We start from the raw sequence: 14,427 nt of genomic DNA on the forward strand, positions 1-14,427 counted from the left end.
TCGGACCGGCTTCAGCGCAACCGCACCAGCTCTCCCCGCCCTTGGAGCTCGGCCAGATCGTCGTAGCCGCCGATGGCCTTCCCATCGATGAACACCTGGGGCAGGCTGCTGCGGCCGCTGCGCTGCTCCAGGTCCCGTCGTTCGCCGTCGCCAGTCACCCACTGCACCCGATGGGGAATGCCGAGGGTGCGCAGCAAGCGCAGGGCCCGGGCCGACCAGGGACATCCGCTCAACACGGCGATCTCGACGCGGGGGTGTGGCAACCGCTGCTGATCCAGCGGCGTCTGGTCAGCGCTGGTGGACGGCGACGCAGGAGCGGCAGGAAGCGGAGCCGCCAGAAAGCCCACCAGCAGGTCGGCCCCCTTGAGCACCAGCGTGCCGGGCTCGAGGTGGCCGCCCCACACCTGGCAGTCGCGATCAGAGAGGCTCAGGTGCAGGTGCACCCCCTGGGGCGAGACGGTGCCCTGCAGGGTGATGATCTCCAGATCCCCTGACAGCACTGTGGGCTCGGCACGCCCAGGGCACTGGAAGGTGGCGCGGGAGAGGTTGCCCACCACACCGAGCACGAACCCAGAGGCGTTCTGTTCGGTGGCCAGCTGCTCGAGGCTGAGGCGCAGGTCGCTGCCGGGACCGAGCTTGAGCGGCAGGGGGCGCATGGGTGGTCCTGCGGAGTTCGGCATGGAGGCTAAGTGGCGAACCGATCGGGCCAGGAACTCAACCCGCCGGCAGCACCTGCCGGTAGCCGTTCGCCACCAACACCTGCAGGGGTGTGCCGAACAGCGTGCTGAGAGGGGCGTCCCGCAACAGCGCGCTGACGGGCCCATCGCCCACCACCTCTCCTTGCCGCAACAGCACGGCGCGGCTGATCTCGGGGATGATCGCCTCGATCTGATGGGTCACCAGCAGCAGGGTGGTGCCGGAGCGGGCCAGATCCCCGAGGATTTGAAGCAACTGGTGTTTTGCCTGCAGGTCGAGGCCGTTGGTGGGTTCATCCAGCACCAGCACCTCAGGGTGGTGCACCAGGGCACGGGCCAGCAGCGCTCGGCGGCGCTGGCCATCGGAAAGCTGGCCGTAGGGACGCTCCTCCAACTCGGCGAGCCCCAACTGCTCGATCAGCTCTGCCACCCGGACGCGCATGGCTGCGGTGGGCTGTTGGCTGCGGCCGATGCCGACGGAGCCGAAGAAGCCGGAGAGCACCACGTCGGCGGCACTGACGCGACCCCCGTAGCCGGACTGCAGATCGGGGGACACCATCCCGATGCGGCGGCGCAACTCCCAGAGGTTCACCGTGGTGCTGCCGAAGATCCGCAGCCGCGAGCCGGGCTTGACCACGGGGTAGAGCTCGCGGCTGAGCAGCTTGATCAACGAACTCTTGCCGGAGCCGTTTGGACCCAGCACCACCGTGTGCTCGCCTCTGTGAAACTGCAGGGAGAGGTTCTCGAACACCTTGCGGGGGCCCAGCCAGGTCTCGACCGCCTGGAGTTCGAGGTAGGGGGTGGTTGGGGTGGGGGCAGCCATGGCGGAACCGTAGGCAGGTCTAGGAGCAGCGAAAGCGGAACACATCGGCCAGGATTCTGGCCAGACTGGGCCGTGATGGATCACTCCACCACCCACGGCCTCGCCCTGCTGCTCTGGTGCGGGGTCCTGGCTTTCAAACTGGTGGGCCTGGCTCAGTGGTGGCTGAGCCAGGGCGCCCTGGAACCGAGCCGGGCCTTCCGCCTGGAACTGCGGCGGCGGGGGCTGGTGAGATCTGAGGCCCCGCTGGAGCCATGAGGCGCCGATCTGGAACACAGGCATCGATGCCACCTTGATCGCGGCTCCCAGCTCCACCAAGAACGGGAAGGGGGAGAGGGATCCGGAGATGCACCAGACCAAGAAGGGCAACCAGTGGTACCGCCACTTCGCGGAAGGCTTCGCCTACGGAGTGAAGGTTCTCAACCGCCACGCGGAAGCCAAGGGCTACGGCGTGGAAAAGGACACAGGCCTGATCCACTCAGTGGAAACACGGCCGCCAATGGGCATGACCTCACTCCAGCAGCTGATCTCCTGCACGGTGAGGAGACAAGACCATGCCGCCCTTCCCCCAGCAAAGCATTGGAGCGCTCTGGAAGGTTAGGCCAAGTAACCAGAGCGAAAGATCATCATCAATCACACCTAATGTCGCATTGGTCTCGAGAATCCCCAAGCCCATGGCCAGCAATCCCGTCACCTGGTTCGAACTGAACGTGCTCGACATGGAGCGCGCCAAGGCCTTCTACGGCGCCGTGTTCCAGGTGGAATTCCAAGACATGTCCAGTCCGGAGATGGCCTACTGGTGCTTCCCGATGGACAACGACCGGGTGGGCGCCGGCGGGGCGCTGATGCAGATGGCGGGCTGCGAGCCGGGCAAGGGGGGCACGCTGGTGTACTTCAGTTGTGAGGATTGCGCGATAGAGGAAAGCCGTGTGGTGCCGGCCGGCGGCACGGTCTGCCGGCAGAAGATGGCGATCGGAGAGTTTGGCTTCATCTCGGTGGTGACCGACACGGAGGGGAATCCAATCGGCCTGCACTCGCTGAAGTGAGCGGCGACGTGAGCGTCACAGCGCCACAGCGCCGCTTCCGTTGGTGGCAGGCGTTGGCCATCCTGTTGGTGGCCAACGCCATCAGCGTCCTGCCGGCCGGCCTTCTGGGCGACGCCATCTTCTACAACGGCTTCCTCCTGCCCCCGTTCGCCCCACCCGACTGGGTGTTCGCGCCGGTGTGGTTTGTTCTGAACGTCACCTCGCTGGTGGCCCTGGCGCTCGTGGCCAACGCCCCTGTGCTCACCCGGCGACATCGGCTTGTCCTGATCTCCGAGGCCGCGGGTTGGCTGCTGTTCACCAGCTTCACCACCCTTTACTTCGGCCTGAACAGCCCGGTGCTCGGCGCGATCGATACGGTGGCGGGACTGGCGGTGGCCGTGGTCAGCTTCATCGGCGCGATCGGGCTGAACCGGATCGCTGCTGGTCTGATCCTCCCGCGCCTGCTCTGGCTGCTGCTCGCCAGCCTGGTTTCGGTGCAGGTGGCGCTCACGAACGTTGATCCTTTCCTGGCGGGGGTTCCCTGACAAGGAGCTGATGGAGAGAAGACCGCAGGATTAAATCCACCCCATGGACCTGTTCAACCGACAGGGGACCACCTACCGGCAGGTGGTGGATCAAGACCTGATGGAGCACCGGGCCCTCTCGACTGCGGTGGCCAAGGCGATCGACACCTGGATGGAATCGGTGGGGTCCGACCGGGGCAAGCGGGAGCCGCCCCGGCTGGTAGACCTGGGCTGCGGTGACCTGGGCCTGCTGGCCCCGCTGCTGCGCCGCCTGCCGCTGGGGTCCTACCTGGGGATCGATCTCTCGGCCCAGGTGCTGCCCCTGGCGGCAGCCGCCCTCGGGCCTGTTGCCTATCCCTGCCGCTGGCGGGAGCTGGATCTGCTCAGCTGGGCCGCAGCGGACAACCCGGCCCAGCCCGTCGACATCCTCCATTCCGCCTTCGCCATCCACCACCTCAGCGACGGCGAGAAAGCGCGCTTCCTGGACCTCTGCCGCCGCCGCATCGCCCCCGGCGGCCTGTTTCTTTGGGCCGATGTCTTCCGTCAGCCGGGCGAATCCCGCGACGCCTACGGGGCCCGTTACGTGGAGCGCATTCGCAACACCTGGACGGAACTGTCCCAGGAGGAACGGGAGCGGGTGGTCACCCACCTGCTCAGCTTCGATCACCCCGCCGATCCGGTGGTCATCCAGGCGGCAGCCGCGGCAGCCGGCTGGCGCTGGAAGTGGCTCTGGCGAGGGACCCACCAGGCCGAAGCCCTGGCGCTGCTGACACCGGCCTGACCGCTCAGCCGTGCTCCCGCAGGAAGGCCACGCTGCTCTGGAGCTCTTCGGCGAAGCGGTCGATCTCCTCGAAGGTGGTGGTGAAGCTGAGGCTGGCGCGGGCCGAGGCGGCAAGGCCGTAATGGCGGTGCAGGGGCTGGGTGCAGTGGTGGCCGCTGCGGATGCAGATGCCGCCGGCATCCAGCAGCGCCGCGAGGTCGTTGGCGTGGAGGCCGTCGACGGTGAAAGCGGCCAGGGCGCCACGGTCGGGCTGTTGCTCGGGGCTGGGGCCCAGCAGCCGCAGCCCCTCCATGACCCGCAGCCGCTCGAACAGGCGAGCGGTGAGCTGCTGCTCCCAGCTGTGGATGCGTTCCAGGCCGATTGCGCTGAGGTAATCGAGCGCCGCCCCCATGCCCACCGCTTCCCCGATCGCCGGGGTGCCCGCCTCGAACTTGTGGGGCAATTCGGCCCAGCTGCTGTGATCCAGGTAAACGTCCTGGATCATTTCGCCGCCGCCCAGGAAGGGAGGCATTGCCTCCAGCAGGGCCTCCCTGGCCCAGAGGAATCCCATGCCGGTGGGGCCGCAGAGCTTGTGGGATGAACCCACCAGAAAATCGGCGCCCAGCTCCGCCACGTTCACCGGCAGGTGGGCCAGGCTCTGGCAGGCGTCCACCAGCACCAGGGCGCCGGCCCCGTGGGCCAGCTTGGCCACCGCGGCGATCGGGTTGAGGCAACCCAGGGTGTTGCTGATCTGCACCAGGCTCACCAGCCGGGTGCGCGGAGTGAGCTTGGCCTTCAGGTCCACCAAGTCGAGCTCGCCGGATTCGGTGAGGCCGACATGGCGCAGCACCGCACCGGTGCGGGCGGCCAGCAACTGCCAGGGCACCAGATTGCTGTGGTGCTCCATCACCGAGAGCAGAATCTCATCGCCGGGGCCGATGGTGGTGTCCCCCCAGCTGCGGGCCACCAGATTGATCGCCTCGCTGGCGTTGCGGGTGAAGACGATCTCCCGCGGCGTGGCCGCACCGATGAACCCGGCGACCTTGGCGCGGGCCCCCTCGAAGGCGTCGGTGGCGCGGGCACTGAGCTGGTGGGCGCCACGGTGCACGTTGGCGTTGTCGCGGCTGTAGTAGGTGTGCAGGGCTTCGAGCACCTGGCGTGGCTTCTGGCTGGTGGCGGCATGATCCAGGTAGATCAGCGGCTGGCCGAGGCAGGCCTGCTGGGCCAGCAGGGGGAAGTCCGGGCGGGTCTGGGCTGCCAGCGTGATCGGCGATGGCGTGGTGATCCTCGCGGCATCAAGCTGAACGGGGAGTGAGGCGGTCATCGACGATCAGGCCTCCGCCAGCAGGCGTTGCAGGGGCTGCCAGACGGCAGCAGCGGCGGGAAGCTTCCCCAGCACCTCCTGGCAGAAGCCCCGCTTGAGCAGGCGGGCGGCGGTGGCGGCGTCGATGCCCCGACTCTGCAGGTAGAAGAGCTGATCAGCCTGCAGGCGGCTCACGGTGGCGCCATGGGTGCAGCGCACCTCATCGGCCACGATTTCCAGCTGCGGCTTGGTGTCGATGCGGGCCTGATCCGAGAGCAGCAGGTTGCGGCTGATCTGGTTGGCGTTGGTGCGCTGGGCCAGCCTCGGAACGCTCACCGCGCCATCGAACACACTGCGGCCACGGCCATCGGCGATGGCCTTGTGGACCTGCTCCAGGGCCCCGTCGGGCCCGAGGAAGCGGACCTGGCTGTGGGTGTCGGCCACCTGCGGCCCCTCCACCAGTTGCAACCCCAGAAGCTCCGTCTGGGCCGCCCCGTCCACCTGGCTGATCCGTGGCTCGAACCGGAAGAGGGCCCAGCCGCGGCTGGCCGCCACGGACCGGAATCGGCTGCCGCTGGCCTGCTCCACCGCCAGGTGCCCCAGGAAACAGGCACCGCCCTCGCCAAGGGCCAACAGGCCATGGAGCAGCTCGGCCCCTTGGCCAAGCTGCGCTTCCACCACCAGGCTGCTCAGACTCGAGCCCGAGCCAAGCTGCACCTGAAGCACCTTCAGGTTGGCGTTCTCCTCCAGCACCAGCAGCACCCGCACCGGCAGCAGCGTGTGCTGCTGGTCGGCCACGGCAACCAGCTCAAGGGTTTCGGCCACGCAGCCGCTCACCCTCAGGGCCAGGCAATGGCGGGCCGTGGCCTGGTTGAACTCCACGGGCCAGTGCTGCTCACTTCCGCAGCACGCCAGGGAGTGGCCCAGGTCCTGATCAAGTTGCTCGGGTGTGAGCCGGCTCAGGCCCGCTGGCAGAAACTGGCCAGCCAGGGGGTCGCTGAGGCCATCAAGCCAAAGGCGAACGGTACCGGCTGCCGGCGCGGGGCAGTCGGCGAGCTGGGCCAGGCCCTGACCGTCGGCGACCAGGGCGAGGGCGGCCGGATCGAGGGCCGTGAGGGGGGCCAGGTCGGTGAAGCGCCAGTCTTCCTGGCGGCGATTCGGCAGGGATTGGCGGGCCAGGGCCTCCCGGCCGCGCCCCTGAACCGCCGCAAGCGCACCGGCAGGGCTCGGCAGCCGCTCCAGCAGCCGGTCGGCCCAGGGGCTGGCTTCCGCCAGGGGGGATCGGGTCGAAGACACCACCATCAGACGGCCTCCAGCACGGCCAGCTCCTGGTCCACCCAGTCGTAGCCGCGTTCTTCAAGCTCCAGGGCCAGCTCCTTGCCGCCCGTGCGCAGGATCCGGCCCGCCGCCATCACGTGGACGAAATCCGGTGTGATCACATCCAGCAGCCGCTGGTAATGGGTGATCAACAGGGTGGCATTCTCGGCGGTGGCGAGCTGGTTGACGCCGCCAGCCACGATCCGCAGGGCGTCGATGTCAAGGCCGGAGTCGGTTTCATCCAGGATCGCCACCACCGGCTCCAGCAGGGCCATCTGCAGAATCTCGTTGCGCTTTTTCTCGCCACCCGAGAAGCCCTCGTTGACGCTGCGCTCCAGGAAGGCGGGATCCATCTGCACCACCGTCAGCCGTTCGCGCACCACGTCCTCGAAGGCGAAGGTGTCGAGTTCCTCCCTGCCCAGCTCGCCGCGACGGGCGTTGGTGGCCACCCGCAGGAATTCAAGGTTGCTCACGCCCGGAATCTCCACCGGGTACTGAAAACCGAGAAACAGACCGATGCGGGCCCGTTGTTCCGGATCGAGGTCGAGCAGATCGGCACCACGAAAGCGGACAGACCCCCCGGTGACGGTGTAGGCGGGGTGGCCAGCAAGCACCTTGGAGAGGGTGCTCTTGCCGCTGCCGTTGCGGCCCATCACCGCATGGATCTCGCCGGCGCGGATGCGCAGGTTCACCCCTTTGAGAATGGGCTGATCCTCGACGCGGGCGTGGAGGTCAACGATCTCAAGCAGCAGGTCGGCGTCGGGGCTGATCACAGGGAAACGGGGAAGGGAACGAATTCGAATGAACGGGAAAGGGCTCGTGGGAGCGCCTTGAATGCCTGGGGATCAGCCCACGGATCCTTCGAGCTTGAGGGCCAGCAGCTTGTCGGCTTCAGATGCGAACTCCATGGGCAGTTGGCTGAAGACATCGCGGCAGAACCCACTCACCATCATCGACACCGCCTGCTCAAAACCGATGCCCCGGCTCTGCAGGTAGAAGAGCTGGTCGGCGGAGATGCGGCAGGTGCTGGCCTCATGCTCCACCGTGGCATCGGGCTGCTGGGAGCGGAGGTAGGGGTAGGTGTTGGCGGCAGCCTGATCACCGATCAGCATCGAGTCGCACTGGCTGTAGTTCTTCGCCCCCACCGCCTTGGGGCCGATCTGGACCAGGCCCCGGTAACTGTTGGAGGAATGGCCAGCGCTGATCCCCTTGCTCACGATGGTGGAGCGGGTGCGGGGGCCAACATGGATCATCTTTGTGCCGGTGTCGGCCTGCTGGCGGTTGTTGGTGAGGGCCACGGAGTAAAACTCACCGACGGAATCGGCCCCCTGCAGCACGCAGCTGGGGTATTTCCAGGTGATGGCCGAGCCGGTTTCCACCTGGGTCCAGCTGATCCTGCTGCGGTCACCCCGGCAGTGGCCGCGCTTGGTCACGAAGTTGTAGATGCCCCCTTTGCCGTTCTCATCGCCGGCGTACCAGTTCTGAACGGTGGAGTACTTGATTGAGGCATCGTCGAGCGCCACCAGCTCCACCACGGCGGCGTGGAGTTGGTTGGTGTCGAACATCGGAGCTGTGCAGCCCTCCAGGTAGCTGACCGAGGCCCCTTCCTCGGCGATGATCAAGGTGCGCTCGAACTGGCCCGTGTCACCGGAGTTGATCCGGAAATAGGTGGACAGTTCCATCGGGCACTCCACCCCCTTCGGAATGAACACGAAGGAGCCGTCACTGAACACGGCAGAATTGAGCGCCGTGAAGTAGTTGTCGTTGGCGGGAACCACCGAGCCGAGGTAGCGCTCGATCAGGTCGGCGTGATCCTTGACCGCTTCGCTGATCGAGCAGAACACCACACCGTGTTCGGCCAGCTTCTCCCGGTAGGTGGTGGCGATCGACACGCTGTCGAACACAGCGTCCACGGCCACATTGCTGAGCCGCTTCTGTTCGCTCAGGGGGATACCAAGTTTCTCGAAGGTTTCGAGCAGCTTGGGATCCACCTCATCAAGGCTGGCCTTCTTTTCTTGCTGCTTCGGGGCTGCGTAATAGATGATGTTCTGGTAATCGATCACCGGATGGCTCACCGAAGCCCAGTCGGGCTCTTCCATCGTCAGCCATTGCCGGAAAGCCCGCAGGCGAAACTCCAGAAGGAAGGTTGGCTCGTTCTTCTTGGCGGAGATCAGGCGCACCACGTCCTCACTGAGCCCCTTGTCGATCTTCTCGGTTTCGATCTCGGTAACGAAGCCGTACTTGTAGGGCTGGCTGACCAGATCACTGACGGTGGCTGCGGTGCTCATGGGCCTCAGGGGGTGGAACCATTGGTGTGGGAGCGGATCTCGCTCAGGGTGATGCTTTGAGTGTCGCCCCGGAAGGGGTTGTCTTCGGTGAGAAAGAGCATGCAATGACACTCCTTGCGCTCACGCATCGGCACACAGGGGCAGTTCCAGAAGGCCTGGGACACCTCGGCTTCCTTGTCCTCGTAGTGGCGGCAGGGGCAGAGCGCTCCGCCGAGCTGCTCCTTGTGGCGGGCCAGCCCCTCCAGGACCACGGCCGTCACCCCGGAATCGCTGCAGAAAAAGGTGCCGGTGCGCTGGGCATAGGTTTCGGCGAACTTCCGGATCACCTCCAGGCTTTCGGTGGATGGAGCCGCCGCAGCGGATGGAGCATCGGACATGGGATGGGCGGCAGGAGGGAAACCGAAGGCTTTCTGGCGATGGGGGAGCCGTTCAAAAGGCACCAGCAGAGCGGCGAAAGGCCGGGCCGGAAAGAAAGAATTCAGGCCGGGAATTACGAAACTCTTCTGTTTCGTTAGTGGACAGCCTAAGCCACCCGTGCCTGTGATGGAGGCCTGACCCGGCAGGCTCACAACCGTCTCCCAGCCGTGGCAGGGTATGGCCAGGGATCGCGTCTTGCCAGACCGGCCTCACCTGACTGATGCCTTTCTCCACCCAGACCCCCACCCGTGAGGCTGCGCTCACGCTGTTGCTGCGCCAGGGCGAGGCAACGGCCACCGAGCTGTCCGATCTGCTGGCGGTTTCCGTTCAGGTGATGCGCCGTCACCTGCGGGGCCTCGAAGACGACGGTCTGGTGGAAGCCAGTCCGAGTGCCGAGGGGCCGGGGCGGCCGAGCAACCATTGGCGCCTCACATCCGCCGGCCGCAACCAGTTTCCCGATGGTGGCGAACAGTTCGCCCTCGGGCTGCTGCAATCGATGGCCGCCAGCCTGCCCCCTGACATGGTCAAAAAGCTCCTGCGGCAACAGGCGGTGGCCAAGGGCGCCTGCGATCGGGTCCTGATCGGCGAGGGCAGCTTGGTGGAGCGGCTGGAGCGGCTGGTGGAACTGCGCCGCCAGGAGGGCTATGTCTCCGAGTGCCGCCGGGATGGGGATGGCCGTTCCTGGTGCATGAGCGAGTTCCGTTGTTCCGTCGCCCGTCTCGCCGATCAGTTCCCCCAGATCTGCGACCAGGAGCTGCAACAGATTCGTCACACCTTCCCTGATTGCAGTGTCGAGCGGGTGCACTGGCGACTGGAGGGGGGCCATTCCTGTGGGTTCCGCCTCACCCCCCGTTCCGCCAGGCTTGCCGGCTCCAACGGCCATGGCTGAGGCGGGGCCCCTCAGCAGCGAAGACCTCCAGCTGCTGGAATCCAGCCCGCTTCCTTCCCTGGAGCGCCACCACCTCCGGCTCCTGGCCCATGCGCTGCGCTGCCTGCAACAGATCGCCGGTCGCCGCGCCGGAGCACTTCCAGCCCGGCAGCAACTCCAAGCCTGGCTAGCTGACCAGCCCCAGCTCACGGCGGAACCGGCCTTCCAGAAGGCCTTTGGGCAACAGATGGAGAAGGCAGCGAAGCAACTGGAGCAGATCGCCGCCACCCTGGCGCGGGACCCCCTGGGGCTCGAACTCTCCGACCTGTGCCACTGGGCCGACACCCAGGCCCGCAGCAGGCTCAGACCACCAGGCTGACGCCGGCCAGGGCGAGCAGGGCCGCCGTCAGGCCGGGCCAGCCGGGCCTGTCTCCCTCCAGCCTGGCCAGGGGCAAGGCCATCACGGGGGCGGTGGCGAGCAGGGCCACCGCCAGCCCCGCAGGCAGGTGTTGCAACGCCGTTTGCTGCAGCACGATCCCGGCGGTGGTCCCGAGCAGGGTGGCGAGCAGCACCAGGGGCCAGCGGCGCCAGGCCAGGCGGGGCCGCACCCCCGGCGGGGGCGAGTGCCGCAGCAACGGCAGCATCACCGCAGCTGCCGCCGCCAGCCGCACCGTGGCCGACTGCAGGGGGCTGAGGTCGGAGGCCAGCAGCGCGGCCCTGGAGAGCAGGGCGCCGCCGCTGCCGCAGAGCAGGGCCGCCAGGGCCAGCAGCAGACCCAAACGCTGGGTCCCTGGTCGCTGGGCTGCCGGCGGCGATGGGCGCGGAAGGCCAGGCGGTTGCTGCCGCGCCACCACCAGCACCGCCAGGACGATCAGCCCCACGCCGAACCACTGTTGAGGCGCGGGGATCTCCCTGAGGAAAACGGCACCACCCAGGGCCGTCACGACAGGGCCACCGGCCTCGAGCGTGAGGGTGCGGCGGGTGCCGAGCCGGCGCAGGGCGGCGAAGTAAAAGCTGTCACCCAGGGCGATGCCCACCACGCCGCTGGCGAGCAGCAGGGCCAGGGCCCCGGGCTGAACGCGCCAGGTCCCCAGCAGCACCAGCGGCAGTTGAACGGCCAGGGCCAGCAGATTCTTGAGCAGGTTCAGCTGGGACGACGACAGGGAGGTCGGCAGGCGCCGCCACAGGCTGCTGGCCAGGGTCCAGCAGAGCGCCGCCGCCAGGGCCGCCAGCACTCCCGTTTCAGCCACCGGTAACGGGAGGGGTGGGGGGCTTGCGATCATCGCTACAGCCGTGCACCAGCCGTGAGCGTTCCGATCGCCGATGCCCTCAGCTTCTTCAGACTCAGCTGCGGCCGCTGGCGCTCCCAGCGCACCAGCCACCACCTGCTGCACCGCCGCGCCGAGGCCGGCGGCTCCCTGATCGAGGTGGTGGAGGTGGCCGCCGAGGATCCACGTCTGGTTGCGATCGCCGTCCTGCACGGCCAGGAACCGGCCGGGCTGGTGGGCGGCTGCCAGGTGCGCTGGAACGGTTCGATGGCCTGGGACAAGGCCGGTGAAGACCACCAGGGCGAGTCGGTGTTCGGCCTGATCCCCACCGATGCCCTGGGACGCCAGGGGCTGCTGCTGCGGGATCGGGGCTACGCCGAAACGGCGCCGGTGGCCGGACACTTCCAGATGGACGAGCGCGATGGGCTGTTGCTCAGCACCAGCTACGAAACGATGGGATCCCTGGAGCGCTTCTGGTTCCCCTCTCCGAACCTGCGCCTGCGCACCAGCACCGTCGAAGGGCTGTCGAACACGGCCTCCTTCTGTGTCGAGAGCCGCTGCCTCGCTGGGACCGGGCCCGGCAGCCACGCCAGCGATGGCCAACCCAGCGGGGGCCTGCCTGGCGAAGCGGTGACCGCCGGGCCACTGTCGGCCTTCGGCTGGTGAGCGCCTGGTTCAAAGGTGCGCAAACGTTACGGACTGTGAGCCCTGGGCTGGGGCGCCGGGGTAGGCCAGAGGCCCACTTCTACGATCCACAGCGACGGTTGACGATGCACGTGTGGCTATCCCGCTTCTGAACTACGCGCCGACAACCCAGAACTCCCGCGTGAAACCGTTCCGCGTCGGTTCCGACGAGGATCCGAAAACGGTCTCGATCGACAAGGCCATCGATCGGGAAGCCCAGAACTTCGTGATCGAAACGGCCTACCGCCAGATCTTCTTCCACGCCTTCAAGGTCGACCGCGACACGATCCTGGAATCGCAGCTGCGCGATGGCCAGATCACGGTGCGGGATTTCATCCGCGCCCTCTGCCTTTCCGACACCTTCACCCGCAGCTTCTACAACCTCAACAGCAACTACCGGGTGGTTCGCCATCTGGTCGAGAAGCTGCTCGGCCGCCCCGTTTACGGCAAGGCTGAGGAGATCGCCTGGTCCGCCGTGATCATGACCAAGGGGGTCGTCGGCGCCGTCGACCAGATTCTCAACAGCGACGAGTATCTGGAGAACTTCGGCTACGACACGGTTCCTTACCACCGCAACCGGGTGGTGGGCTCCCGTGAGGTGGGCGAAACCCCCTTCAACATCACCTCCCCGCGCTACGAGGCTTACCACCGGGGCGTGCTGGGCTTCCCGCAGATCATCTTCACCGGAACCAAGCGCTCGCTGCCGGCACGGGCAAGCCAGCGGCGCGGGGGGTTTCCGGAGGATTACCTGCCCTGGGTTCGGGAGCTTCCCGCCCTGCGCAGCGGAGCTGCATCCTCTGGCAATGCCGGCATGGATTACCTCTCCAAGGTTCCCTACCGCAGCATCGGCCGCTGACCCGGCTGGGGTCGCTGAGATCCCTTCCAGATCCTTGCGAACGGCGGCTTCCAACCGCCGTTTTCTTGTGTTCTGCCGCACCCGCCGAGGCGTCAGTGGTTGCTGACCCCGTCACCGTCTTGCCGGTCCCGCCTGGCATTCTCCTCCAGACTGAACTTTCACATAGGTAGGTACGCGAGTGACTCAGGCATTTTCATCTCTGGCGAGAATGACCCTGAGACAGCTCCGCCAGGTCGCTAGTGGGCTCGGGGTCAGCCTGTACAGCCGCAAGTCCAAGCAGGAGCTGTCCGAGGCCATCGGCAGATATCAGCCCGACCAGGCCGGCGCTGCTCAATCCTCTCCAGCACCTGGAGCCAGCCTGGCCGAGATTGAGGCCGGCCTGACGCCCGCACCCCGGCCGGATGCCCAGACCAAGGTGGTGTTTCTTCCCAGAGATCCACAGTGGGCCTACGTGTTCTGGGAGATCGCCGACAGCGATCGTCGTCAGGCCCTGGCCTCGGGCGCCAGCCAGCTCTGCCTCCGGGTCGCTGACGTGACCGGCCTCAGCGGCGGCGCCAGCCATGCCCAAGCCCTCCAGGAGGTGCCGGTCGACAGCCATGCCACCGAGTGGTATTTGCCGGTGCCGATGAGCGACCGGGATTACCGGGTGGAACTGGGCTATCGCAAGGTGGGAGGCGGCTGGATTTCACTCGGTTTTTCCGCCTCCGCCCGCGTGCCGGCCCTGCATCCCAGCGAGCAGATCCTGGATCAGTTCGTTCCGTTCTCCCTCGAGGTGGCCCCCAGCCCCGGCTCTCTGCCCAGCCCCATGGATGCGCCGTACAGCGACCTGCATGAGCGCTTGTACAAGAAAGCCACCCTCCAGAGCGGCACCCGAGGCGGCGTCAGCCCCGGCATGCGCTTCGGGCGGGGTTCCGAAGCCTTCCACGAACTCGATGAGCGCACCGACAAGCCCCAGCGCCATGGACTGACCGACTCCGGCATTGGGGTCTGGGCCAGTGGACGCCATGAATCAGGCCTCGGCGGGGTGCCTGCCCGACAGCGTTCCTTCTGGCTGGTGGCTGACGCCGAACTGATTGTCTACGGCTCGACGGATCCCTCCGCCACACTCTTGATTGGCAACGAGATGGTTCCCCTCTCTGCCGAAGGCACGTTCCGCGTGCAAGTGCCATTCCGTGACGGCCAGCAGCTCTATCCGATCGAGGCGATCGCCGCCGACGGAGAGCAGAAGCGCAACATCACCCTCCAGTTCGATCGCTCCACGCCCGACGACAACACCAACCCGGCCAATCAGGCCATCGCCGAGTGGTTCTGAACTGATGCGCGCCCTGGTCGCCTTCACCCCCCTGGCCGGAAGCCTGCTTCTGCCCATCCTGGTGCCGATCCTGATGGTGCGGTTCAGCGTCGCTGCCGGGGTGGCGACGGCGGTGGTCGCCAGTTGCCTCTGGTTTGCGCTGATGCTTCGCAGCGCCGAAATGCCGGGCCATTCTTAATCAGGGCAACGCCCAGGCCCCCGATTCCGCCCAAGCCGGGATCGGCGGGGAACCCTGAGGGCAGCCTTGCTTTGAGCTTGACTTGGAACACCTCCTTCCGCCCAGGCCAGCT

General features: G+C 66.9%; 18 protein-coding genes and 1 pseudogene. 11 read left to right on the top strand and 8 right to left on the bottom strand.

Going from position 1 to position 14,427, the window contains the following annotated elements; translation table 11 throughout:
• Positions 1-11 precede the first annotated feature (11 nt).
• Together KBY66_RS08575 and KBY66_RS08580 are read right to left on the bottom strand one after the other, a co-directional pair.
• The gene (locus KBY66_RS08575) at positions 12-656 is read right to left on the bottom strand and encodes a PCC domain-containing protein (protein ID WP_255088883.1); all 645 of its coding nucleotides are present in this window, start codon (positions 654-656) and stop codon (positions 12-14) included.
• A gap of 58 nt (positions 657-714) precedes the next feature.
• The gene (locus tag KBY66_RS08580; RefSeq protein ID WP_255088884.1) at positions 715-1,518 is read right to left on the bottom strand and encodes an ABC transporter ATP-binding protein; all 804 of its coding nucleotides are present in this window, start codon (positions 1,516-1,518) and stop codon (positions 715-717) included.
• A gap of 75 nt (positions 1,519-1,593) precedes the next feature.
• On the opposite strand from KBY66_RS08580, the gene KBY66_RS08585 reads away from it, so the two are divergent.
• The 5 genes and pseudogenes from KBY66_RS08585 to KBY66_RS08605 all read left to right on the top strand — a co-directional run bounded on the left by KBY66_RS08585 (position 1,594) and on the right by KBY66_RS08605 (position 3,845).
• The gene (locus KBY66_RS08585; protein WP_255088885.1) at positions 1,594-1,773 is read left to right on the top strand and encodes a hypothetical protein; all 180 of its coding nucleotides are present in this window, start codon (positions 1,594-1,596) and stop codon (positions 1,771-1,773) included.
• A gap of 16 nt (positions 1,774-1,789) precedes the next feature.
• A pseudogene (locus tag KBY66_RS15875) lies at positions 1,790-2,061 on the top strand (IS5/IS1182 family transposase); the annotation flags it as partial.
• A gap of 128 nt (positions 2,062-2,189) precedes the next feature.
• On the top strand, positions 2,190-2,561 hold the full coding sequence (locus KBY66_RS08595) for a VOC family protein (protein WP_255088886.1): 372 nt from the start codon (positions 2,190-2,192) through the stop codon (positions 2,559-2,561).
• 8 nt (positions 2,562-2,569) lie between these two features.
• Entirely contained in the window at positions 2,570-3,085 is a 516-nt protein-coding gene (locus KBY66_RS08600; protein WP_255088887.1) for a tryptophan-rich sensory protein, read from the top strand.
• 43 nt (positions 3,086-3,128) lie between these two features.
• On the top strand, positions 3,129-3,845 hold the full coding sequence (locus KBY66_RS08605) for a class I SAM-dependent methyltransferase (RefSeq protein WP_255088888.1): 717 nt from the start codon (positions 3,129-3,131) through the stop codon (positions 3,843-3,845).
• Between the two features lie 4 nt (positions 3,846-3,849).
• On the opposite strand, the gene KBY66_RS08610 is transcribed toward KBY66_RS08605, so the two are convergent.
• From KBY66_RS08610 to KBY66_RS08630, 5 genes are all read right to left on the bottom strand, one after another.
• The gene (locus KBY66_RS08610) at positions 3,850-5,148 is read right to left on the bottom strand and encodes a SufS family cysteine desulfurase (RefSeq protein WP_255088889.1); all 1,299 of its coding nucleotides are present in this window, start codon (positions 5,146-5,148) and stop codon (positions 3,850-3,852) included.
• 6 nt (positions 5,149-5,154) lie between these two features.
• Positions 5,155-6,429: a Fe-S cluster assembly protein SufD gene (gene sufD, locus KBY66_RS08615; RefSeq protein WP_255088890.1), complete on the bottom strand. Its 1,275-nt coding sequence runs from the start codon at positions 6,427-6,429 to the stop codon at positions 5,155-5,157.
• Complete coding sequence (sufC, locus tag KBY66_RS08620; RefSeq protein ID WP_255088891.1) at positions 6,429-7,217, bottom strand: Fe-S cluster assembly ATPase SufC; 789 nt, start codon at positions 7,215-7,217, stop codon at positions 6,429-6,431. The genes sufD and sufC overlap by 1 nt, the downstream gene beginning before the upstream one ends.
• Before the next feature lie 72 nt (positions 7,218-7,289).
• On the bottom strand, positions 7,290-8,732 hold the full coding sequence (gene sufB / locus KBY66_RS08625; protein ID WP_255088892.1) for a Fe-S cluster assembly protein SufB: 1,443 nt from the start codon (positions 8,730-8,732) through the stop codon (positions 7,290-7,292).
• 5 nt (positions 8,733-8,737) lie between these two features.
• On the bottom strand, positions 8,738-9,109 hold the full coding sequence (locus tag KBY66_RS08630; RefSeq protein ID WP_255088893.1) for a ferredoxin-thioredoxin reductase catalytic domain-containing protein: 372 nt from the start codon (positions 9,107-9,109) through the stop codon (positions 8,738-8,740).
• Positions 9,110-9,369: 260 nt separating this feature from the next.
• On the opposite strand from KBY66_RS08630, the gene sufR reads away from it, so the two are divergent.
• On the top strand, positions 9,370-10,038 hold the full coding sequence (gene sufR, locus KBY66_RS08635; protein ID WP_255088894.1) for an iron-sulfur cluster biosynthesis transcriptional regulator SufR: 669 nt from the start codon (positions 9,370-9,372) through the stop codon (positions 10,036-10,038).
• Positions 10,031-10,396 carry a hypothetical protein gene (locus KBY66_RS08640; protein WP_255088895.1) on the top strand — a complete coding sequence of 122 codons (366 nt, stop codon included), beginning with the start codon at positions 10,031-10,033 and terminating at the stop codon, positions 10,394-10,396. The genes sufR and KBY66_RS08640 overlap by 8 nt, the downstream gene beginning before the upstream one ends.
• On the opposite strand, the gene KBY66_RS08645 is transcribed toward KBY66_RS08640, so the two are convergent.
• Entirely contained in the window at positions 10,380-11,300 is a 921-nt protein-coding gene (locus KBY66_RS08645; RefSeq protein ID WP_255088896.1) for a DMT family transporter, read from the bottom strand. The two genes, KBY66_RS08640 and KBY66_RS08645, sit on opposite strands and share 17 nt — an antisense overlap.
• Positions 11,301-11,321: 21 nt before the next feature.
• Between KBY66_RS08645 and KBY66_RS08650 the strand changes: the two genes are divergently transcribed.
• The 4 genes from KBY66_RS08650 to KBY66_RS08665 all read left to right on the top strand — a co-directional run bounded on the left by KBY66_RS08650 (position 11,322) and on the right by KBY66_RS08665 (position 14,315).
• On the top strand, positions 11,322-11,951 hold the full coding sequence (locus KBY66_RS08650) for a phycobiliprotein lyase (RefSeq protein WP_255088897.1): 630 nt from the start codon (positions 11,322-11,324) through the stop codon (positions 11,949-11,951).
• 112 nt (positions 11,952-12,063) lie between these two features.
• Complete coding sequence (locus tag KBY66_RS08655) at positions 12,064-12,825, top strand: phycobilisome rod-core linker polypeptide (protein WP_255088898.1); 762 nt, start codon at positions 12,064-12,066, stop codon at positions 12,823-12,825.
• A gap of 208 nt (positions 12,826-13,033) precedes the next feature.
• Positions 13,034-14,137: a DUF4912 domain-containing protein gene (locus KBY66_RS08660; RefSeq protein WP_255088899.1), complete on the top strand. Its 1,104-nt coding sequence runs from the start codon at positions 13,034-13,036 to the stop codon at positions 14,135-14,137.
• 4 nt (positions 14,138-14,141) lie between these two features.
• Positions 14,142-14,315 (top strand): hypothetical protein, encoded by a 174-nt coding sequence (locus KBY66_RS08665; protein ID WP_255088900.1) that lies wholly within the window; start codon positions 14,142-14,144, stop codon positions 14,313-14,315.
• The last annotated feature ends 112 nt before the right edge of the window (positions 14,316-14,427 follow it).

Source organism: Synechococcus sp. Tobar12-5m-g, assembly GCF_024345415.1.
In the GTDB taxonomy this organism is placed as follows: domain Bacteria; phylum Cyanobacteriota; class Cyanobacteriia; order PCC-6307; family Cyanobiaceae; genus Regnicoccus.